The sequence below is a fragment of the Enterococcus sp. DIV0167 genome (genome assembly GCF_050541555.1).
GTDB classification, from domain to species: Bacteria; Bacillota; Bacilli; order Lactobacillales; family Enterococcaceae; genus Enterococcus; species Enterococcus faecalis.
The window spans coordinates 805,681-827,509 of sequence record NZ_CP172933.1; the positions used below are offsets into that span (position 1 = coordinate 805,681).

The 21,829-nt window shown below is 37.7% G+C and carries 16 protein-coding genes and 1 tRNA gene; 13 read left to right on the forward strand and 4 right to left on the reverse strand.

What is annotated here, in order from left to right; all coding sequences use genetic code 11:
* Positions 1-37: 37 nt before the first annotated feature.
* The 3 genes from IGM09_RS04015 (at position 38) to IGM09_RS04025 (ending at position 1,992) form a co-directional block, all read left to right on the forward strand.
* Positions 38-1,231 (forward strand): GNAT family N-acetyltransferase, encoded by a 1,194-nt coding sequence (locus IGM09_RS04015; RefSeq protein WP_010775683.1) that lies wholly within the window; start codon positions 38-40, stop codon positions 1,229-1,231.
* A gap of 320 nt (positions 1,232-1,551) precedes the next feature.
* Positions 1,552-1,625, forward strand: a tRNA-Arg gene (locus IGM09_RS04020).
* Positions 1,626-1,659: 34 nt separating this feature from the next.
* The gene (locus tag IGM09_RS04025; protein ID WP_002355924.1) at positions 1,660-1,992 is read left to right on the forward strand and encodes a putative quinol monooxygenase; all 333 of its coding nucleotides are present in this window, start codon (positions 1,660-1,662) and stop codon (positions 1,990-1,992) included.
* 113 nt (positions 1,993-2,105) lie between these two features.
* On the opposite strand, the gene ppdK is transcribed toward IGM09_RS04025, so the two are convergent.
* On the reverse strand, positions 2,106-4,751 hold the full coding sequence (gene ppdK / locus IGM09_RS04030; RefSeq protein WP_033624880.1) for a pyruvate, phosphate dikinase: 2,646 nt from the start codon (positions 4,749-4,751) through the stop codon (positions 2,106-2,108).
* A 169-nt stretch (positions 4,752-4,920) separates the two neighbouring features.
* On the opposite strand from ppdK, the gene IGM09_RS04035 reads away from it, so the two are divergent.
* Positions 4,921-5,550, forward strand: a complete 630-nt coding sequence (locus IGM09_RS04035; protein ID WP_002355926.1) for a helix-turn-helix transcriptional regulator — start codon at positions 4,921-4,923, stop codon at positions 5,548-5,550.
* 12 nt (positions 5,551-5,562) lie between these two features.
* Complete coding sequence (locus IGM09_RS04040; protein WP_002355927.1) at positions 5,563-6,375, forward strand: pyruvate, water dikinase regulatory protein; 813 nt, start codon at positions 5,563-5,565, stop codon at positions 6,373-6,375.
* A 70-nt stretch (positions 6,376-6,445) separates the two neighbouring features.
* Here the strand turns inward: IGM09_RS04040 and mprF are convergent, their stop codons facing one another.
* Positions 6,446-8,977 carry a bifunctional lysylphosphatidylglycerol flippase/synthetase MprF gene (gene mprF / locus IGM09_RS04045; RefSeq protein ID WP_002358907.1) on the reverse strand — a complete coding sequence of 844 codons (2,532 nt, stop codon included), beginning with the start codon at positions 8,975-8,977 and terminating at the stop codon, positions 6,446-6,448.
* Positions 8,974-9,708 (reverse strand): alpha/beta fold hydrolase, encoded by a 735-nt coding sequence (locus tag IGM09_RS04050; protein WP_033624881.1) that lies wholly within the window; start codon positions 9,706-9,708, stop codon positions 8,974-8,976. The genes mprF and IGM09_RS04050 overlap by 4 nt, the downstream gene beginning before the upstream one ends.
* Positions 9,709-9,884: 176 nt before the next feature.
* Here IGM09_RS04050 and IGM09_RS04055 point away from each other — a divergent pair, with 176 nt between their 5' ends.
* Positions 9,885-10,469, forward strand: a complete 585-nt coding sequence (locus IGM09_RS04055; RefSeq protein WP_002364651.1) for an AAA family ATPase — start codon at positions 9,885-9,887, stop codon at positions 10,467-10,469.
* Between the two features lie 22 nt (positions 10,470-10,491).
* Entirely contained in the window at positions 10,492-11,547 is a 1,056-nt protein-coding gene (locus tag IGM09_RS04060; RefSeq protein WP_002387048.1) for an endonuclease/exonuclease/phosphatase family protein, read from the forward strand.
* Positions 11,548-11,595: 48 nt separating this feature from the next.
* Here IGM09_RS04060 and IGM09_RS04065 read toward each other — a convergent pair whose 3' ends face one another.
* Entirely contained in the window at positions 11,596-13,833 is a 2,238-nt protein-coding gene (locus tag IGM09_RS04065; RefSeq protein ID WP_033624882.1) for an ATP-binding cassette domain-containing protein, read from the reverse strand.
* 161 nt (positions 13,834-13,994) lie between these two features.
* On the opposite strand from IGM09_RS04065, the gene IGM09_RS04070 reads away from it, so the two are divergent.
* From IGM09_RS04070 to IGM09_RS04095, 6 genes are all read left to right on the forward strand, one after another.
* Positions 13,995-16,385, forward strand: a complete 2,391-nt coding sequence (locus tag IGM09_RS04070; protein WP_137685742.1) for an amidase family protein — start codon at positions 13,995-13,997, stop codon at positions 16,383-16,385.
* 214 nt (positions 16,386-16,599) lie between these two features.
* Complete coding sequence (locus IGM09_RS04075; RefSeq protein ID WP_002393453.1) at positions 16,600-17,544, forward strand: aminoglycoside phosphotransferase family protein; 945 nt, start codon at positions 16,600-16,602, stop codon at positions 17,542-17,544.
* A gap of 42 nt (positions 17,545-17,586) precedes the next feature.
* Positions 17,587-18,240, forward strand: a complete 654-nt coding sequence (locus IGM09_RS04080; protein ID WP_033624885.1) for a DUF4767 domain-containing protein — start codon at positions 17,587-17,589, stop codon at positions 18,238-18,240.
* A 109-nt stretch (positions 18,241-18,349) separates the two neighbouring features.
* Positions 18,350-18,760 carry a nucleoside-diphosphate kinase gene (ndk, locus tag IGM09_RS04085; protein ID WP_002381321.1) on the forward strand — a complete coding sequence of 137 codons (411 nt, stop codon included), beginning with the start codon at positions 18,350-18,352 and terminating at the stop codon, positions 18,758-18,760.
* 159 nt (positions 18,761-18,919) lie between these two features.
* Positions 18,920-20,530 carry an aspartate 4-decarboxylase gene (gene aspD / locus IGM09_RS04090; RefSeq protein WP_002355939.1) on the forward strand — a complete coding sequence of 537 codons (1,611 nt, stop codon included), beginning with the start codon at positions 18,920-18,922 and terminating at the stop codon, positions 20,528-20,530.
* Between the two features lie 142 nt (positions 20,531-20,672).
* Positions 20,673-21,758 carry a hypothetical protein gene (locus IGM09_RS04095; RefSeq protein ID WP_010775687.1) on the forward strand — a complete coding sequence of 362 codons (1,086 nt, stop codon included), beginning with the start codon at positions 20,673-20,675 and terminating at the stop codon, positions 21,756-21,758.
* Positions 21,759-21,829 lie beyond the last annotated feature (71 nt).

Sequence of the window (21,829 nt, forward strand, 5' to 3'; positions counted from 1 at the left end):
TAAAATGAATTGATACAATGTGCGAGGAGGAAAGAAAATGACAACTAAAAGAGTCAAAAAAATGGGCAAAGAAGAAATGAAAGAGATGTTTGATCTTGTCATCTATGCTTTTAATCAGGAACCCACGGCGGAACGCCAAGAACGTTTTGAAAAATTGTTGTCACATACGCAAAGCTATGGCTTCCTAATTGATGAGCAATTAACAAGTCAAGTGATGGCGACACCTTTTCAAGTGAATTTCCATGGTGTCCGCTATCCCATGGCTGGAATTGGCTATGTGGCTTCTTATCCAGAATATCGTGGTGAAGGCGGCATCTCTGCTATTATGAAAGAAATGTTGGCTGATTTAGCGAAACAAAAGGTTGCCCTTTCTTACTTAGCACCGTTTTCATATCCATTTTATCGTCAATATGGCTATGAACAAACATTTGAACAAGCAGAGTATACAATTAAAACGGAAGATTGGCCACGTGTTAAACGAGTTCCGGGTACCATTAAACGAGTTTCTTGGGCTGACGGTAAAGAGGTCATTAAAGACGTATACCTTGAAAATCAAAGAGCGCACTCTGGTGGTGTGATCCGTGAAACTTGGTGGCTGGATTATACGCTGAATCGTGCAAGTAAACCAAATAATCAAGCGATTTATTATTCGTCAGAAGGGAAAGCGGAAGGCTATGTGATTTATCGGATAGCTGCTGGCACCTTTGAAATCGTAGAATGGAACTATTTAACTAATACAGCTTTTAAAGCTTTAGCTGGGTTTATTGGCTCACATAGTGGTTCCGTTCAATCGTTCCATTGGATTAATGGTTTTGCTGGAAAAGATTTAAATGATTTAATGCCAACGCCAGCAGCTTCTGTAAAAATTTTACCTTACATGATGGCACGAATCGTTGAGTTACAAACATTTCTGGAAAAGTATCCATTTCAATCAGGAGAAAAAGAAACGTATTCTTTAGAGATTGAAGATTCCTATGGGCCATGGAATGAAGGTATTTGGACAATCACAATTGACGAACAAGGAAAAGCGACAGTGACTAAAGGTGCTGTGGAAAAAGAAGGAACTGCTGCTTTGAAAGCAGATATCCAAACGTGGACGCAACTATTCTTGGGCTATCGTTCAGCAGAGACGTTATCTTTTTATGAACGCTTGCAAGGAGACGCAACGACAGCTCAACGTTTAGGCCAACGTTTAGTCAAAGGCATGCCAATTTTAGAAGATTATTTTTAAAAGTGTGTTTATTCGCAAAAAATGACAGAACCTACTATAATAAAAATGTAAAAAGAATTATTTTAGAAAGGTGATGGGGACAATGGCGAAAACGAAACAAGAAAAAGTTGCACGCAATAATAAAATTGGGCAATATATAGCTATTGCGACAGGACTTTATTATTTAGGAAAAATGATTCTTGATCGGCGGCAAAAAAAATAATAGATAAAAGAACGACGTGTTTCACTGAAAGAAAGTATCTCGCATAATTGTTTATGCGGGATACTTTCTTTTTGTCTATTGACAGATGTAGTGAAGACTTCTAAAATTAAAACAGATTGTTCTCGTAGCTCAGTAGGATAGAGCAACCGCCTCCTAAGCGGTAGGTCGCTGGTTCAATTCCAGTCGGGAACGTAAAAAGGCAAGTAAATTTAGGGGGGGAAGACAGATGGCGATTACTATAAATATTTATTATAGTGGGACAAATGGAGGTGCAAGAGAATTTGCCAAAGAAATGATTGCCAGCGGAATTGTAGAGGCGATTCGTGCAGAAAAAGGGAATAGTCGCTATGAATACTTTTTTCCAATGGACGATGAAGAAACAGTTCTGCTAATTGATAGTTGGACAGATCAGGAAGCATTAGACAAACACCACGCTTCTCCAATGATGACCCGTATTACGGAACTTAGAGAAAAATATGATTTGCATATGAAAGTAGAAAGATATGTATCAGATGTAACAGACCCCTTGACAAAAGATGCTGCGTTTATAAGAAAATAACCAGAGTGCAATCATTGATCTTAAAATTTAGTGCTAGGAACATCAATCGTTTCGACTGATGTTCCTAGCACTTTTTATCTTGTAAGGATGAATCATTTGTTACACACGTTAAATTAAAGAAGGACCATTTGTTCTTCAGTCACAGCCGGTTCGGTTAAAATTTTGGCTTGGGCAGCTGCGAGTTTCGCAATAGGTACCCGATAAGGTGAGCAAGAGATGTAGTTTAGGCCAAGTGTTTGGAAAAACGTGATGGATTGCGGATCACCACCGACTTCTCCACATACGCCAATACTCATGTTTGGTTTAGTGCGACGCGCTTTCTCTACAGCTAATTGAATCAATTGACCAACACCTGTTTGATCTAATGATTGAAACGGATCTTGGGTAATGATTTTCTTTTCCCGATACGTATTAATGAATTTACCGATATCATCACGAGAAAAGCCATAGGTCATTTGTGTTAAATCATTTGTTCCAAAGCTGAAAAAGTCTGCTTCTTCTGCTAACTGATCCGCAATCAGACAAGCTCTAGGTAGTTCAATCATTGTCCCGATTTCGTAAGGGAAAGGAGTCATTTTATGTTCTTCAAAGAGACCGTCAATCGTTTCTTTTAAAATGCGTTTGAGATAGAGAAGTTCTTCTTTTTCGGCGATTAGAGGAATCATCACTTCTGGATAAACAGTAATTCCTTCTTTGACTAATCGAATGGCACTAGTAAATAAGGCTGTAACTTGCATTTTGTATATTTGTGGTTGGGTCACACCTAAGCGACAACCACGATGGCCCAACATTGGATTGGTTTCTTGTAACCGTTCAATTTGTTTGGCGATGGTCACTGGGAACCGTTGTAGTTGCTTCGCCAATAATTGAATATCATTCTTTTCATGAGGTAAAAACTCATGCATCGGCGGATCTAACAAGCGGACCACCATGGGCTTGTCTTGAACTACTTTCAGCATTTGATAAAAGTCTTCCTGTTGAAAATGAAGAAGTTGCTCCAACGCATAGGCTGCTTCCTTTTCAGACTCTGCTAAAATCAGGCGACGCATTTCCAAGACACGCTCTTCCCCGAAAAACATATGCTCTGTTCGCGCTAAACCAATCCCCGCTGCGCCAAAACGGATAGCAGTCTCTAAATCTTGTGTAGTTTCTGCATTGGCACGAACAGTTAAATCAGCGTACGCATCTGCCCAAGACAAGAGCTCTTGAAGGTCATCGTTATTATCAGCAGAAATTGTGGGAATTTCGCCAAGATAAATTTCCCCCGTTGAGCCATCGACGGAAATGATTGTTCCTTCTAAGATGACTTGTGGCCCGCAGTGTAGTTGTTTGGCTTCTTCATTGACGGTTAAACTTTCACAACCAGTCACACAGCAAGTTCCCATTCCTCGTGCGACCACAGCGGCATGAGAAGTCATTCCGCCACGACTGGTCACAATTGCTTCGCTTACAACCATGCCTTCAATATCTTCTGGCGAAGTTTCTTGACGAACAAGAATGACTTTCTTTCCTAGATTGGTCAGTTCTTTGGCTTTTTCTGCTGTAAAAACAATTTGGCCACTTGCTGCACCAGGACTAGCAGGAAGACCCATAGCTAAGCGTTCCATGTGTTGTCGTTTCTCTTGATCAAACACGGGATGAATTAATTGATCAATCGTATCAGGTGTCACACGCAACAGTGCTTCTTGTTTAGTAATGCGATTTTCTTTGGCTAAGTCTAAAGCAATTTTAACCGTAGCTGCGGCGGTTCGTTTCCCGTTTCTTGTTTGTAAAATATATAATTTTTCATTTTCAATGGTAAATTCAATATCTTGCATGTCACGATAATGATATTCTAAAAGTTCTGCGTAATGGCGAAAATCTTGATAAACTTTTGGCATAGTCAAACGTAAACGACGAATGGGTTCTGGCGTCCGAATACCAGCCACTACATCTTCTCCTTGCGCGTTCAAAAGAAACTCTCCAAACAGTTGATTTTCCCCTGTGACCGGATTTCTAGTGAAAACAACGCCAGTGCCACTGTCTAGTCCACGATTGCCGAAAACCATTTCTTGAATGTTGACAGCTGTACCTAAATCATGTGCAATATGATGTAAGTTTCGATAAACCACCGCACGTTGATTATTCCATGAATCAAAAACAGCTTTGATTGCTTCAAAAAGTTGTGCGACAGGGTCTTGCGGGAAGACCACCTGATGTTGTTCAAAAACTTCTTGGTAGCGGACAATCAAGGCGAAATGATCTTCTTCTTGAAAAGCGGTAATTTTTTTGTTGAGCTCTTGTTCCAAGCGCTCTTTTTGTTGGTCAAATAATTCTTTGGGAATGTGATAGACGACGTCTCCAAACATTTGAATAAGTCGGCGATAACAATCAAAAGCAAAACCAGGAGAGGTTAAGGTCGCAAATTTTTTCACACGTTGATCATTTAAACCCAAATTTAAAATAGTATCCATCATACCAGGCATCGAGAAGGCAGCACCACTGCGAACAGAAACTAAGAGAATCTCATTATCCGCGGTAAAAGATTTGCCTGTTTCAGTTTCTAAGTTTTTAACCGCTTTCAAAATTTCTGATTGTAAGTATTCTTCAAAGAAAGTAGCATCTGCCAAATAGTCCATACAGCAACGGGTTGTAATCGTGAATCCTTGCGGAATCGGCAAACCTAAACGTGTCATTTCTGCCAAGTTCGCCCCTTTACCACCAAGAGTCTCTTTACCTTCATTGTGTGTTTCGTTAAAAGAATAAATAAACTTTTTCATGCGTGACCTCCGTTTAATATGTGTCTTATATGTTCAATAAACATCATAATAGACGGAAATAAGTTTGTCAATAGAAAAAGTTTCTTGTCAATATGTTGAAAAAACAATAAATATGTGTATAATTGTAAGCGAATGCACAATTTGTTTAAGAGGAATTGAGGAGGAAATGATGAAATTAAGTAAACGACAAGAGCAAATTATCGCTGTTGTAAAAGAGCATCAGCCAGTTAGTGGTGAACGCATTTCGGACATACTAGCCGTTTCGCGTGCGACATTGCGTTCTGATTTGTCTTTTTTAACACTTTCAGGAATTTTAAAAGCAAGTCCGAAAGTTGGTTATACTTACGAAAGTGATAATATGGAGGCTTTTTTCTTTTTTGATGTTTTTCAAACAAAAGTTCAGGAGATCATGAGTCCACCATTGATGGTTGCCCAAGACACCTCAATTCGAGATGCGATTACCAACTTATTTATGTATGATGTCGGCTCTCTTTATGTCATGGATGAAGCAAAAGAATTATTAGGGGTTTTGTCACGAAAAGATTTATTACGAGCCTCTTTAAATACAAATATTGATGGCACACCTGTTGCTGTTTGTATGACAAGAGTGCCACATGTGAAAACCTGCACACCAGAATTTACTATTCTTGAAGCTGCTGACACTTTGCAAAAATACGAAGTGGATTCTTTGCCAGTCGTTGAAAAAGAAAATCCTAAAAAAGTTATTGGAAAAATTACGAAAACGAAAATTTTAACCTATATTACGCAACAAGCGAAAGAAGCCGCACAAAATAGATAAGGGAGCTTAATTATGAAAAAAGAGATCATTGTTTATACTATTTCCGATTCACTTGGAGAAACATCACAAAAATTGTTAGCTGCAGCAAGCGCACAATATCCAGATATTTCTTTTCTTAATCGATACAATTTTTCTTTTGTCACAACAGAAGAAGAATTATTGGAGATTTTAAAAGATGCCTTAAAAGATAAAGCCTTAGTTGTCAGTACATTAGTCAGTAAACAACTAATCACAGCGGCGAAAGAATTTAGTGAACGAACAGGGTTGTTATATTTAGATTTAATGGCGCCATTTTTTGAATTAATTCAAGCGAAAGCCGGAGTAGATCCTATTGAAGAGCCTGGACGACGCCACCAACTAGATCGTGCCTATTTTGATAAAATCTCAGCGATTGAATTTGCTGTAAAATATGATGATGGCAAAAATCCTCAAGGGTTTCTTGATTCTGATATATTGTTGTTAGGCGTTTCGCGGACCTCAAAGACGCCAGTCAGTATGTATTTAGCAAATCAAGGCTACCGCGTTTCTAACTTACCATTAATTCCAGAAGTTCCATTGCCGCCAATTTTGGAAGAAATGGATCCACAAAAAATGATTGGTTTAGTTTGTTCGCCAGAAACATTAGGTCAGATTCGTAGCAGTCGGTTGGCTTCTTTAGGTTTAGGTAATGAGACCAGTTATACCAATGTTGAACGGATTGAACAAGAATTAGCTTATGCCGAAGAAATTTTTGCGAAGTATGGTATCCCAGTGATTGATGTAACCGCAAAATCTGTCGAAGAAACAGCCTTTTTGATTAAAGAAAAACTAGATGAAAGAAATTAAAAAGCTTGGCAACCTCACTAAATTTCAGTGAAGTTGCCAAGCTTTTTATACTTAATTGGGCTTCTTTTTATTAGTCAATATTTTTTTGATCGACAATGAGTAAAGCAATCATCACGTAGACAATCCAACTACTTTTAGAATAAAGTGTATAGCGGGGTTGCCATTTGCTAGCAAATTTTTCCTTGTATTCGCGTAATCCTTGGAAGGAGTAAATTTCTGAACCAAATTCATAAATTAACGCAGCAATCCGTTCTTGAATAAAACTTTTTCTTGATTGACCAACGTTGGCTAACGGAGCCATCCCTAAATTGAAATAATGAATATTTTCTGTTTTCATATATTCAAATAAATGAATAAATAGGAAATCCATACTTCCAGAAGGGGCTTTTTCTTTATGGTGACGCATCAAGTCAATGGTACCAACTTCATTTGTGTAACTAGGAATGATATTAGCGAAAGAGACCATTTCTCCTTCAGCATTTCGGACAACAGCAATTGGGTTTCTTTGAAGATACGCTTCATCGAAAAATCCCAGTGAAAAGCCTTTTTCTTTTCGATTGTCTAACCAACTATCTGAAATAGCTTTTAATTCGTGCATTTGTTCGGCACTAAAAGGAGGTTGGAGTACGTCAAATGAATAGCCGGCTTTGGTAATTTTATTAAACACTGCTCGGGTGCCTTTGAATTTTTTCCCAGACATCGTAAATGTTTCTAGATTAACTAAGGCTTCTTCGCCCATTTTGATAAATTCGTAGCCATATTCGTGTAGTAACATCACGCTGTCCTCATTGGTTTCGTAAAAGACGGGGACATAGCCGAAACGATCTGTTTCTTTAAGGAATGCATCAATCGCCGCAGGAAAATCTTCTTTGTTCCCCGAAGGATTGCCCATCACAACGCATTTATTATTAATGGTGTTGAATTGTAAAAAGACAGTCGGTTCTTCTTTGGGATATAAGAAAACCTGTTTATCATGAAGAAAGACAAGTTCACTGTCAATATTCCCGCCATAAGTTGTTAAGATATTATGCAAGATACTATCTTCTGGAAACTCACCCACTTGGTGTTTTTTCCCTTGGAGGTAGCGAACAAATAGAAAGTTAAAACTCATAACTAAGAGGATAGCGATAAATCCTGACAACCAGATCCGTTCGGAAGGGAACAAGAAAAATTCCACAAAATGATGACGATGGTGTGGGAAGTTCGGTAAATTATAAACACCAATTACCAGGTATAACAAAGTCAACAAGCCAAAGATAAACCCATCAATCGTCATCCACTCCCAAGAGTAAACCAGTTGTTCACGGTATAATTCTGATTTTGAAAAAATAACGATAAATAATAAAATAGCTAAATAGAAAATGGAAAACATACTAAAGTCAACAACAAATGAATACAAGATAGCACCAATTAATAAAATAATCGTTGGATAATAGGCTCTTTTAACACGATCAGCAATCCCACGTCCCATAATTAATAATGCAAAGCCTAAAACAATACTCGGAATTTGAATAATAATATGTGAACGGAAGGGGTTAATATCTCTTAACCAATGCACTTGAGTGAAGGCTTCTGGAATAGTGGCTAGGAGCACCATCATAATTCCTGAAAAATAAAGTAAAACCACTTCTAATTTGTGGGCAATTTCCAAAGTAATTTGTTTCAGTAATTGTCGATAATGAGTATCCAATTTTTGGCTTAAGTGTTTTGTAAAGAACAAACAGCCAATTAAGAAAGGAATAATATAATAGAATAAACGATAGAGCAATAACCACAAAACAATAATTTCACGATCGACACCTAAGTTGCTCAGTCCTAAAATCATCATGACATCAAAACTACCTAAAGCCCCTGGAATCATCGAAGCAATCCCAATAATCGAAGCTGCTACATATAAAGGAACAATATCAATTAAAGGAATCGGTACATCTAATAAGTAACCAATACTGATAAAGGTAATTAAAACACCTGTCCATTCTAAAAACGAAGAAACAACTAAAGATAAGCGATTTTTTGCATCGAGGTTACCAAAGGAACTATTTTTTTGGAAATGTAAAATAAGATAAAGTAATGGGAAATAAAGACCGCCACCTAATAACCAAATCCAATATTGCTGTAAATAAGCCATCTTTGGATCAAACTGAACAAGGAAAAAGCAAAGAATACTATAAATAGATAGACCGGATAACACAAAAAGTAAAATATGGGTTAACGCAGGTAAAATTTTCTTTTCCTCTGTTTTATTTCCATAAAATTCAGAACGAAGTCCCATGCTGACCAAACCACCGAATCCACCAATATTATTGATTGTATTGACAATCCAGCTAGATTCAAGGAGTTCCCGTTTTGAGACTTTCAAGTTTAAAATGCGATTTAATGTTAAGTCATAATTTAGCATCGGAGTAACGGAAACTAAACCGATAACCATCATCAATAACAATTTCCATAGCGGAATCTCATCAAAAATCTGTTTTAACTGTTCAAATGAGATCGTTTTACCAATTGATAAAAGTTGGGCAACAACAATAATTGAGACCGCAATAACAAACAGTGTTTTTAGTAATCCTGTATGCGTTTTGATCCAATGAATAATTTGTTTCATTTAGACACCTTCATTTCCTTTAAGAATTTTTCGATTGTTTTATTAAAAATATCTGGTGAGTTTTTGGCAAATAAATGACCTTGTTTATTTACCAAGACCAATTTGCCAGCAGGAATGGCATCAGCAATCGCCCGTGAATGGGAAAGCGCAATTAAATCTCGGCTGCCAGTAATAACAAGAGTAGGACAGGGGATGTGTTCTAAATCTTGTTTTGTCAGTCCAGTATCTTCAAATAACAGAGCCACGATAGGGAGCCGTGCGCGCAATTTTTTTGAAAAAAAGGCGCCAATACGACAAAACCAATATTGAAAATAAGTGGCAATCGTTACATATTTTTTCAGACCAGACATGGTGACATTTCCAGAATTTAAGACGAGTTTGTTGACGAAATCAGGATATAAATGGGTAAAAACCATGGCAATATTTGCTCCGTCACTAAAGCCCAATAAATTAATTTTTGTTAAGTGTTCTTGTTGAATAATACCAGCTAAATCTTCTGCCAAAAGCGGAAAAGTTAATTGATTTTGTGTATTGGTGGAACGTCCATGTCCGCGGGTATCCACCGCAATAACTTGATACTCCTTGGAGAAATAAGAAATTTGATAATTAAAAAAAGTATGATCATTGCCATTACCATGAAGTAACACAAGGGGGTAATTTGTTTCTTTGCCAAAAATTTGATAAAAAATTTGACTGCCATCTATTGTTTGAAAATATTTTTCTATTGCCATTCTCCGTCACCTATCTCATCTATAATCAATCGAGTCCTCTCTCATTATAGAGTCTTTTGTCTTTTTTTTGTAATAAAAAACAGAAAATTTTCCGAACAGTTTTGTAAGGTGTTGTAATATAGTGTGATATAGTAGAAGATAGCCACCTAAAAATTAGACTAGAGGAGGGAAAGTTGATGTCTTTAATCGTTTTAATTGGTGCCCAAGCTGTCGGGAAAATGACCGTTGGCAAGGCTTTAGAAAAGCAGTTAGATGCTAAATTACTATTTAATCATCAAACCATTGACTTATTTGCAAACTATCTTGGGTATACGGAACGTGCGTTTCAATTGTCTGATTCCGTTAGAAAGGAACTTTTTCATGCCTTTGTAGAAAATCCAGCCACAAATACAACAAAAAACATTATTTTTACAGTGGTGATTGCTTTTGATCAAGAACAGGATTTTCAATTTTTAGAAGAAATATCAGAAATTTTTCTTAGTAAACATGAGTCCGTTTATTTCGTCGAACTCGTCTCTTCAACAGAAATCCGCCTAGAACGGAATGTTCATCCAGAGCGGCTAGAGGCAAAACCTTCAAAACGCGATGTCGACTTTTCTCGAAAAGAATTACTCAATACCTTCAAAGAACATCGGTTAGTAAGCCACGAAGGCGAACTAGAAAGTACATTTCCAAATGTAAAAATAACGAAAATAAATAATTCAAACATGACACCAGAAGAAGTAGCAACGAAGATAATTGCTACTTTTGGTTTGACATAATGTGAAAGGAACATCGGAATCAATGAAAAAGTTTTTTAAATATCTCGGTAGCTTGATGGTCCTTCTTCTAAGCATAGCTTTAATTTTGATAGGATATTTAACCTTCCGAGAGTTTCGACCACGAGCGGTTGAACCAGTTGCTATAAATAAACAATTTTCAGAGCAAACCATCGAAAAAAAGCAATCCATTTCTTTAGTCACGTATAACATAGGCTATGCCGGCCTAGGACAAACAGAAGATTTTTTTATGGACGGTGGCAAAACTGTCCAACCAGTTAATAAGGCAATGGTCCAACAGAATTTAACAGGCATTGAAGAAACCTTAAAAGAATTACCAGCGATGATTTACTTATTCCAAGAAGTCGATCGTCGCTCGCAACGTTCTTATGAAGTCAATCAAGAGGAAGAATTACAAAAACAGCTACAGCTGAACAGCGCATTTGCTTATAATTTTAAGGTAGATTATGTGCCCATTCCTTGGCCGCCGATTGGACGAGTAGAAAGTGGTTTATTAACATTATCAAATGAAAAAATAACAGAGGCTAAACGCATTGCTTTACCCAATCCCTTTCGTTGGCCCGTTAGCATTAGTAACTTAAAACGAGCACTTCTAGAAACGCGCTTTCCAATTAAAGGCACAGACAAAGAATTAGTGGTTTTTAACTTACATTTGGAAGCCTATGACAATGGGGAAGGGAAGATTGCTCAAAGCAAAAAGTTAGCTGACGTATTATCCCAAGAATACGCTAAAGGAAACTATGTAATTGCTGGAGGTGACTTTAATCAAGTTTTCAAAGGCAGTCATCGATATCCTGACTTAGGGGAAGCTGGTTGGGTACCAGGAGAAATTGATCCTGCAGACTTACCTAAACATTTTTCACTTGCTTATGATGATCAACAGCCGACTGTGCGGGTGCTTAATAAGCCTTACACTGGCTCTTATGAAACATCCCAAGTGTATGTAATTGATGGTTTTATTGTTTCTGATAATGTGGCTGTTCATAGCGTGAAAACAAAGGACGAACAATTTAAATATACAGATCACCAACCTGTGAAGATGGAAGTGGGGTTGAAATAGAAAAAGTACAAACGGTGCTCATTGCTTGCACCGTTTGTACTTTTTATTTTATAGATAGCCTTTAGTAATAGAATGAGTGGAATTTAACATATTTGCTGGCGTTCCTGTAAAAAGAAGCTGTCCGCCATTTTCTCCACCTTCGGGACCTAGTTCAATCAACCAGTCGGCACTTTTAATCACGTCAATGTGATGTTCTAATAAAATTAAGCTGTTTCCTTCTTCTACCATTCGATTGAAAAGTTGAAGACTTTGTTGGATATCAATTAAGTGTAAACCATCTGTAGGTTCATCCATTAAATAGATAGCTTTTTTTTGGTGAAGTGTGTCTGCTAATTTTACCCTTTGCAATTCGCCACCAGATAATGTTGAGAGCGATTGATTGAGTTTAAGATAGCTTAAGCCAACTTCTAGTAAATTTTTTAATGAAAGAGCAAAAGGCTGGTCTTTGAAAAAATCATAGCCATCTTTAACGCTTAAAGCTAGTACTTCAACGATATTTTTTCCGTTATACAGATAATGAAGCACCTCTTCTTTGTAACGCGTTCCGTGACAGGTTTCGCAAACACTAGTAACATCCTCCATAAAAGACATATCGGAGACAATTATTCCTTTCCCCTTGCAAGTAGGACAGGCGCCTTTGGAATTATAGCTAAATAAAGCTGGACTAACATGATTTTCTTCCGCAAACAGTTTGCGGACCTTGTCAAAAATATTGAGATAGGTCATTGGTGTGGATCGTAAATTTGCGGTAATGCTTTTTTGTGAAAGATGAATAATTTCTTGGTTATCAGCTTGGGCTTTTTGATAAATTTCTTCCGCTAATGATGATTTACCTGAACCAGCGACCCCACAAATAACAGTCAAAACTCCTAACGGAACTTCGACAGATAGATTGTTTAAATTATGCAGTGTCGCATGTTCGATTGTTAAAGACTTCCTTGCTTTTCTTGGTTGGTCGTTTAAAGGGAGCGGCTCTTGAAGGGCTTGACTAGTCAAGGTTTTGGAGGCTAAAAATGCGTCATACGTTCCTGAAAACTGGACATGGCCACCATTTTCGCCTGCGAAAGGTCCTATATCGATGATAAAATCAGCTTCTCTAATTAATTGTGGATTGTGTTCCACCAGAACCACGGTGTTTCCTTTATTTTTTAAATTGAGCAATGCACGACTGATCCGTTCGATGTCCTTTGGATGTAAGCCAGCACTTGGTTCATCTAAAATATACATAATATCGTTTAAGGCGCTGTTTACATACTTAGCAATTTTAATCCGCTGTGCTTCACCACCAGAAAGTGTTTCAGTTGCTCGTCCTAATGTGAGGTAGGAGAGACCGATATTAATTAATGCTTCTAGACGTACAAGTAGCTCTTCTTGAATATTTTTTATTAAGGAAAGATCCATCGAACGAATAAAAGAATGTAATTCAGTGAGTGGCATGTCAACAGCATCAGCAATACTTTTCTGATTAATTTTGCAGCTACGAACACGTTCATTGACTCTACTTCCTAAACAATCAGGACATCTTTTTACGGTAACAAAGTGATTAAGGTATTTTTGATGACGTTTGCCTTCGTCTGTATGCAATATGCTACGTTGCATGCGCGGGACGATTCCTTCATACAAAGCTGTATGAGGCCATTCTTTGGGTGGATTAGCCAGTTTTTGTTGTGGAGCATATAAAAATAATGCTAACTCTTCAGGAGAATAGTCCTTGATTTTTTTATCCAAATCAAATAGACCACTATGGGCATAACGCTTCCACCGCCAGTTGCCAACTGTAAATGTGGGGAAATCGATAGGCCCTTCGTTTAATGATTTGTCATAATCAACTAGCTGATGAAGATTGATTTCGGTAATCTTTCCTAAGCCATCGCATGTTGGACATTTTCCATCCGGATGATTAAACGAAAAAGTATCTGAATAACCAACAAATGGAGAACCTGCTCGTGAAAACAGCAAACGTAAAAACGTATAAATATCTGTATACGTTCCCACTGTCGAACGAGAATTACCTGCTACTTTTTTCTGGTCAATGACAATTGCAACAGGAAGATTCTCGATTTTTTCAACTTCTGGACGACCATATTTGGGTAAGTAATTTTGAACAAACGAACTAAATGTATCATTTAGTTCACGACGTGATTCAGCGGCTAATGTGTCAAATACTAAGGAGGACTTTCCTGAACCCGAAAGTCCAGTAACAACAGTTAGTTGCTTTTTAGGGATATTGACAGAGATATTCTTCAAATTATTTTGTGTTGCGTGCTTAATTTCAATCCATTCCATTAAAAAACCTCCGTTTCTATTCTATTTTAGCATATAAAAAGAACCTAGCCTAAAAGTTGAACATGGGAATTTTCAAGAGAACTTTACTTTTTAATCGCTTTCATTTATGCTATAAGTAATACAGATTTTTTAACTGTATTAATAGATAAAGGATGTGACTTATGAAGAAGTCGATTTTGTTCAAAAAGTTAGGGATTATTTTATTAATTAGCCAAACACTGGTAGGGGTACCAATGTTGGCACAAGAAAGTATACTAGAAACAACCGTTCAAACAGAGACGGAATCAGTAACAACAGAAACCAGTCAGACTGTAACTAACTTGGAATCTGAAACTACTAGCCAAACGGTGATGCAGGAAAAAGAATCCTCTTCGGCAATCGCCGAAAGCAGTAGCCGAAATGTGGTTGCAGTAACCACTGAAACCACAAATGAGATACAAAATAGTGATACAGATGGAAAAGCTGTTTCTGCAGAGAATGCTTTTTCAGAAGCAGATTATAAACAAGCAACTGCACTGGAGTTAGCAACTTTAGTAAGAGAAAAAAAGGTGACGAGCGAAGAATTAGTAAAAATTGCGTTGGCCATCACTAAACGTGAAAATCCTACATTAAATGCGGTCATTACTTTACGAGAAGAAGCGGCCTTGACAGAAGCAAAAGCTTTACAAGATACAGGTCAACCATTTCTAGGTGTGCCGCTCTTACTAAAAGGGTTAGGACAATCCTTGAAAGGTGAAAGCAACACGAACGGTTTTGGTTTTCTCCAAGATCAAGTAGCTGGTGGGACATCGACCTTTGTCAAAGCACTACAAAATGCTGGATTCATAATCATTGGTCAAACGAATTATCCAGAATTAGGTTGGAAGAATATTTCAGATTCAAAGTTATATGGCGTTTCCGTCAATCCATGGAATCCTAACCATTATTCAGGTGGTTCTTCAGGCGGAGCGGGTGCTAGTGTCGCCGCGGCATTTGTTCCTATTGCCTCTGGAAGTGATGCTGGTGGCTCTATCCGCATCCCTGCTTCTTGGACAGGCACCGTAGGCTTGAAACCTTCTAGAGGAGTAATCATTGGCAATTCTAATAGTGTAAAAGGTCAAACTGTTCACTTTGGTTTAAGTCGAACTGTGGCGGATACAAATGCATTATTTGAAACCTTATTAACCAAAAAAGATCTTCCTGCGGGACATTTAAGTCAAGCGCAACCCATTGCTTATACAACAGAATCCCCTGCCGGAACGCCTGTAAGTGCCGAAGCAAAAGAGGCGGTCGCTGAAGCTGTTACTTTTTTAAAAGACCAAGGGTACACATTGGTTGAAGTGAAGCACCCTGTTGATGGGGAACGTCTAATGAAAAATTATTATACTGTAGCTGCTGGCTCAGCTGGGATTGCCGATTTTATGGTGCGGCAGAAATTGAAAAGACCGCTTGAACGAAATGATGTAGAACTGTTAACATGGGCGCTTTTTCAAACAGGAAAAAATATAACGAGTGAAGAGACAACTGCGGCTTGGACAGATATTGCTTTACAAGCACAAGCGATGGACGAATTTTATCAACAGTATCCTATCTTATTAACACCAACGACAGCTGCCACGGCACCTAGTATTGATAATCCGTTACTAAAACCAGAACATGCAGCACAGATGGAAAAAATTGATCAATTGTCACCAGCAGAACAAAAACAATTGATTTATGACCAATGGCTGACGGCGTTCACATATACACCGTTTACACAACAAGCAAATTTATTTGGACATCCAGCATTAAGTGTACCAACTTACGTTTCAAAAGAAGGACTGCCTTTGGGGATTCAATTTAATAGTGCATTAAATGAAGACCGAACGTTGCTACAATTAGGTGCTTTATTTGAAAATAACCACAAGATAAATCAACCACATGTAGAAGAACCAGAAAAAGACAAAGAGCCAGATGCAAGTGGCGAACCAGAAAAAGACAAAGAGCCAGATGCAAGTGGCGAACCAGAAAAAGACAAAGAGCCAGATGCAAGTGGCGAACCAGAAAAAGACAAAGAGCCAGATGCAAGTGGCGAACCAGAAAAAGACAAAGAGCCAGATGCAAGTGGCGAACCAGAAAAAGACAAAGAGCCAAATGCAAGTGGCGAACCAGAAAAAGACAAAGAGCCAGATGCAAGTGGCGAAGCAGACAAAGACAAAGAACCAGATGCAAGTGGCGAACCAGAAAAAGACAAAGACTCAGATGCAAGTGGCAAACCAGATAAAGACAAAGAAACAAAAACAAGTGAAGAACCAATCGAAGGAAAAAACCAAAACCCAGACAAAGCTGGAAAAACTACTAGTGAGTCATCCTTAGATAATTCGCTGAATTCATCAGCAAATCAGGGAACAAAATCAACAGAAAGTACGCATGCTTTTTCTAATAAAAGTATGATTGGGAAACAAGAACAGCTTCCCAAAAAAGTATTACCAAAAGCAGGTGCAGAAGTACCTAGTACTTTCTGGATTGTTTTAGGAGGAGCTTTCTTAGTAACAAGTGGAACGATTTATATAAGGAAAACTAGAAAACGATAACCAGTGACGAGGTCGGGACAGAAGTGTTTAACTCCGAGAAATAAGAAGGAATTTCCGAAAATTGTTCTTTAATTTTTGGAGAATTTCGGCTTATTTCCGAAGGAGTTGCTTCTGTTCCCGCCGTTTATCAATTTTTAAGCCTGGAACAAAAATTCAAAGTGATTTTTGTCCCAGGCTCGCCTTTTTTCTTTGGTATACTAAAACCAATAGGGAAATGGAGGCGAAAGTAATGAGGGCGTTTGAGAAGATTCCAGCGTTTCAGCAATGGCAAAAAGTTGAAGCTATTCACCGTGGTTGGTCAACTGATTTAAAGTTTAAAGTTACTAAAAATCAAGAAACCTTTTTATTGCGAATTTTTCAACAAGAAGAGTTATTAGCTAAACAACAAGAATATCAATTTATCAAAAAAGTAGCGGCGTTAGGATTTCCCAGTTCTAAACCTTTTTTATGTGCACCTATTCCTGAAAGTGAACAAGGATACATGTTATTAACGTATCTAGAAGGTGAAGACTTAAGCGATGTTTTACCCGCTCTTTCTCCCAAAAGACAACTGAACTTAGGCGTAGAGGCGGGCCGCTATTTAAACAAAATCCATAAGCTTTTGTTGCCTGAAAGGATTAGTCAAAGAGAGATTGCGCGAAATTTATACGAAAAAAAGCAGAGCCAACTAAATAAGTATAAGGAATCTCAATTTTGTATGCCGTACCAGCAGCCAATAATTTCATATTTAGAAAAACAATTACCGTTATTGCAACAACGGCCTGTGGTTTATCAGCATGGAGATTTCCATGTGGGAAATTTTATTTACTTGCCAACTAGGCAGGTCGGTGTGATTGATTTTAATCGATGGGATTTTGGGGATCCTTATGAAGAATTTTACAAGTTACAATTTTTTTCAAGAAATGTTTCGCCATTGTTTGCTTATGGTCAATTACAAGGTTATTTTGCTGGGAAAGTTCCTACCTTATTTTGGCAGTTTCAAAAGCTTTATACTTTTCACGCAGGACTCTATTCTTTAGTTTGGGCACTGAGCTTTGGTGAAAAAGAAATCAGGACTATGGAACAGCAATACCAACAATTACTAGAGGACTATAATTGTGGAGAATTACTAGTTCCTAAATGGTTTTCAACTATCCAAAGAAAGGGATTGAGATTTTAGGTTTATTTCGATAGAATAAAAATAAAAACAGGAGTTTAAGGAATGAAACTAAACGGGATTATTATGATAGCGGTTGTTGGAAGCGTTTTATCTGGCTGTGGTTGGCAAAAATCGAAAGAGGAATCACAGAAAGTGCGAACCGTACAAACAAACAATGTAAATACTGAAGAAACAAGAGCAATTTCAGCAACCGAAGTTAGTCAAACCACGGCGTTGGAATTAGAGCAAACAACGCAAACACAAGAATTAACTGAATTAGTTACAGAAGAAGGGACGATTTGGAATCAGCAAAAAGCAAAACAGTTAGGACAATACATGGAAACCTGGGGTCAAGAACGCAATCAGAACTATCAAGCGTACCAACCAGGTCACTCTGTAGCTTTTTACACGATTCAAGTGCCTGATGATTTATTGAGTTATGAACCTAAAATACAACCAGCTATTGGGAACAATCCCATTTGGTTAAATTGGTCAGAAACAGGTAGCGAAGGCGGTTATTGTCTGGTGGCAGTATACTCTGACAGTGCGACACAAGTTGCCCAGAAGCATGTCTATTTATTTACTTTAGTGAATGGTGAAGCCAAAGTTTATGTGAGTAAAGAACAGCCAGTAGAGGAGCAACCTTATTTGTTTTTAAAAGAAACAAGCAATACAGAACTGAAAGAACAATTCACAAACCTTGTGAATAATCTTTAATTTTTTATTTAATCAAAAGGAAAAGAAAATTTATCATTGACAAAGTATCCGCTTTCATTTTATTCTGTAGCTACCCCTTGGGAAAGGGCAAAAGGAAGTTTTGAAAGGGATGGAAAAAATGAAGGAAACAAGTTTAGTAATTATTAAGCCAGATGGCGTTGAACGAAAGTTAGTTGGCAAAATCATTCAACGTTTTGAAGATAAAGGTATTGACTTATTGCACCTTAAATTCGAACGACTAACAGTAGAAACAGTGAAGGAACATTATGAGCATTTAAAAGATGAACTATTTTTCCCTGAATTATTAGCCTATATGACAAGTGGCCCAGTGGTTGTGATGGTCGTTGTAGGGGACAATGTGGTTAAAAAAGTGCGTAAATTAGTTGGAGCAACGAATCCGTTAGATGCTGAAAGTGGCACCTTACGAGCGGATTATGGGTTGTCTGTCACCAAAAATTTAATCCATGCTTCTGATTCTGTCCAATCAGCAAAAATTGAGATGCAACGGTTCTTTGGTTAATCAGCGAAAAAGAAGCAATCCTTTATTTTTTATAAAGGATTGTTTCTTTTTTATTAATTGTCAGAATATTCCGCTTAAATGGTTGACATCTGGAGGTAGAAGAGTAGTATAGACTACATACTAAATACTAAATGACTGCGTGTGCTTCAGGAGGATAAAATGATAACAAGTGATGAATTGACAGAAAACCTTAGTCCGTTTGAATTAAGTCTATTTTTAGAGAAGAAATTACATGAAGAAAATCATAATTTAGAAACATTGTTAAATGCAGGGCGAGGCAATCCTAATTGGACGGCGCCAACACCAAGGGAAGCCTTTTTTTTATTAGGTCAATTTGCTACAAAAGAAACGTTAAGAGAGGGGAGCGAACAAACGGCTGGTATGATTCAGCCAAGTTTTGGTAGAACGCAACGCTTCTTAAACTTTTTAGCAGAAAATCCTAGCAAAGGGGCAACCTTCTTACAAGAAATTTGGACAGCAGAGCATAACTATTTTGGGATGGATAAGGAAATGTGGTTAGATGCCATGTTAGACTATGTGATTGGGGATAATTATCCGAATCCTGTTCGTTGCTTGAAGGCGTGTGAACAACCGATTAAAGCCTATTTAAATCAAGAATTATTTTCCAGCGAAGCACAACCGTTTGATATTTTTGCCGTTGAAGGTGGTACAGCAGGGATTTGTTACTTGTTTGATACGTTGGCAAATAATTATTTACTAGAAAAAGGTGATCGTATTGCGTTGTTATTACCAACGTTTGCTCCTTATCTAGAAATTCCAGAACTACCACGTTATGATTTTGACGTGGTTAAAATCAAAGCAGAGCAAATGATTATTGATGGAAAAACGACGTATCAATACTCAAACAAGGAAATTGATAAACTAAAAGACCCGTCCATCAAAGCGGTTTTTGTCGTAAATCCCAGCAATCCAACTGCTAATGCTATGGGAAAACCTACCATTGAACAAATCAAACAAATCGTTGCAGTGGATAACCCTAAGTTAATGATTTTAACAGATGACGTTTACGGAACCTTTGTGCCAGCTTTCCGTTCACTATTTACGGAGTTACCTTACAATACAGCCTGTATCTATTCTTATTCTAAATACTTTGGCGCTACCGGTTGGCGTGTGGGGACTATTGCGGTTAGTCAAGAGAACATCTTTGATCAATTATTAAAAGAATTGCCAGTGGCTCGAAAAATGGAATTACAGGCACGTTATGCTACATTGAATGCAGACACAAGCCAAATTAACTTTATCAGCCGCTTAGTCGCAGACAGCCGCGATATTGCGTTGAACCATGCAGCGGGACTTTCTTCTATTCAGCAAGCGATGATGGCTTTATTTAGTTTGTATGCTTTGTTAAAAGACGGTCAAGCATATAAAGACGAAGTGATGGATATTTGTCATACGCGTGAAAAGCTCTTGTTCCGCACCTTAGGCATTGAAGAGCCTTTAGCAAGTTTAAATACAGCATATTATTGTGAAATTAACTTTAGAGATTGGACAGAAAAACGTTATGGCCCAGAATTTTCAAGCTATTTAACGAAATCGTGGACGATCACAAAAGTATTAACCTCTTTAGCAGAAAAAGAAAAATTAATGCTTTTAAAAGCGGATGCTTTCGGGAGTGACAAATGGTCAGTTCGAATTTCTTTAGCCAATTTAGCTACTAACCAATATAGTGAAGTTGGTAAACGAATGATTCGCCTATCTGAACACATTAAAGAAGAGTGGTTGCGCCAAAAGCGCCAAGCAATTAAATAAAAAAACGCTAAGTCTCTTAAGCTGCAGGAGACTTAGCGTTTTTGTTTATTATTTATTCATTTTTCCGTCAGTTTTGGTTTATAAATGTTTGCTACACTGGAGATAAGAGGAAATTAAGCGTTTATAAAAAGGAGAGAAGTGAATGAAATATATTAAAGGAATGGTGGTTTTTATCGGATTATTTATTTTGGTTGGTTGTGCGCCAGATCAAGAGCCAACGAAACAAACAACAAGTGGTCCGCAAGAGACAAAGCAAGTGAAGCAAGTTACCGTCACCAATCAAACGACTTCTGCGGCGGAAAAACAAGCGCCGACTAAAAATGACGAACTGATTGCTAATCAATTGACTTTTGATTCTCATGAATACACGTACGAAGTGGTTACAGGGGCCACACAAACGACATTTGGGACAACCCCACCAGCAAAATATACACCAGAAGAAAAAAAGGAAAAAATGTTTTGGTCCAATCAACCGCCTTTGGGATTAATGACGGGTAACTATTATAAAAATGAAGGTGTATTTACTGGCGGAAATTACGGCATTGTAGAGATTATTACGGAACCTGAAACGCAACGGATTCTGAATGTTGAGTTTACAGAGTTTGCTAGTGACCCTTATTATGATACACGCTATTCGGGTGTCAACAAACGCCTGTCAGATTATCCTGAATTTCAAGCAAGCAACACGCGTACAGACGATACGTTAGTCACCGTTGTTAATGGTATTACTTATGTAGAAAAACAAATGCGTGACGAAAATCGTGTCACAGGTAATTTTTATACGGTACGCGGTTCATCAACTTCTGCGCGTGAAGGTTTAATGCCTTTAGCAGCAGAGATGGACACTTGGCTAAAAGAGCCATCGAAAGAAACGTATATCGGTTACGCAGAAGATTTAGGCAATGGCCTAATCGCTCGACTTCAAGTGATAACAGAAGAGCAGAAAATAAAACATGTCAGCTATGATGAATACTTTTCAGATGAACAGGAAAAAATCACAGAAACAGCCCTGCGGCCTTTTTATCGTCAATCGAAATATTATTCACCAGGATACAATAAACAAACCAACAATTCTTTTATTCATTTTGTAGATGCCCTAACAAAGGCCATTACGACACAACAAACTTTATCCGTTAACGAAGAACAAGAGCTAAAGCATCCGTCTTTTACTACTTATCAAAGATTGGCTGAAAAAATCAGTACGTTTCAAAATTCATTGAAGGAATAAAAAAACGAAAGTAGGGCATAAGTCGAAACGACTTATGCCCTACTTTCGTAATCTTAAGATTATCAGCTAAA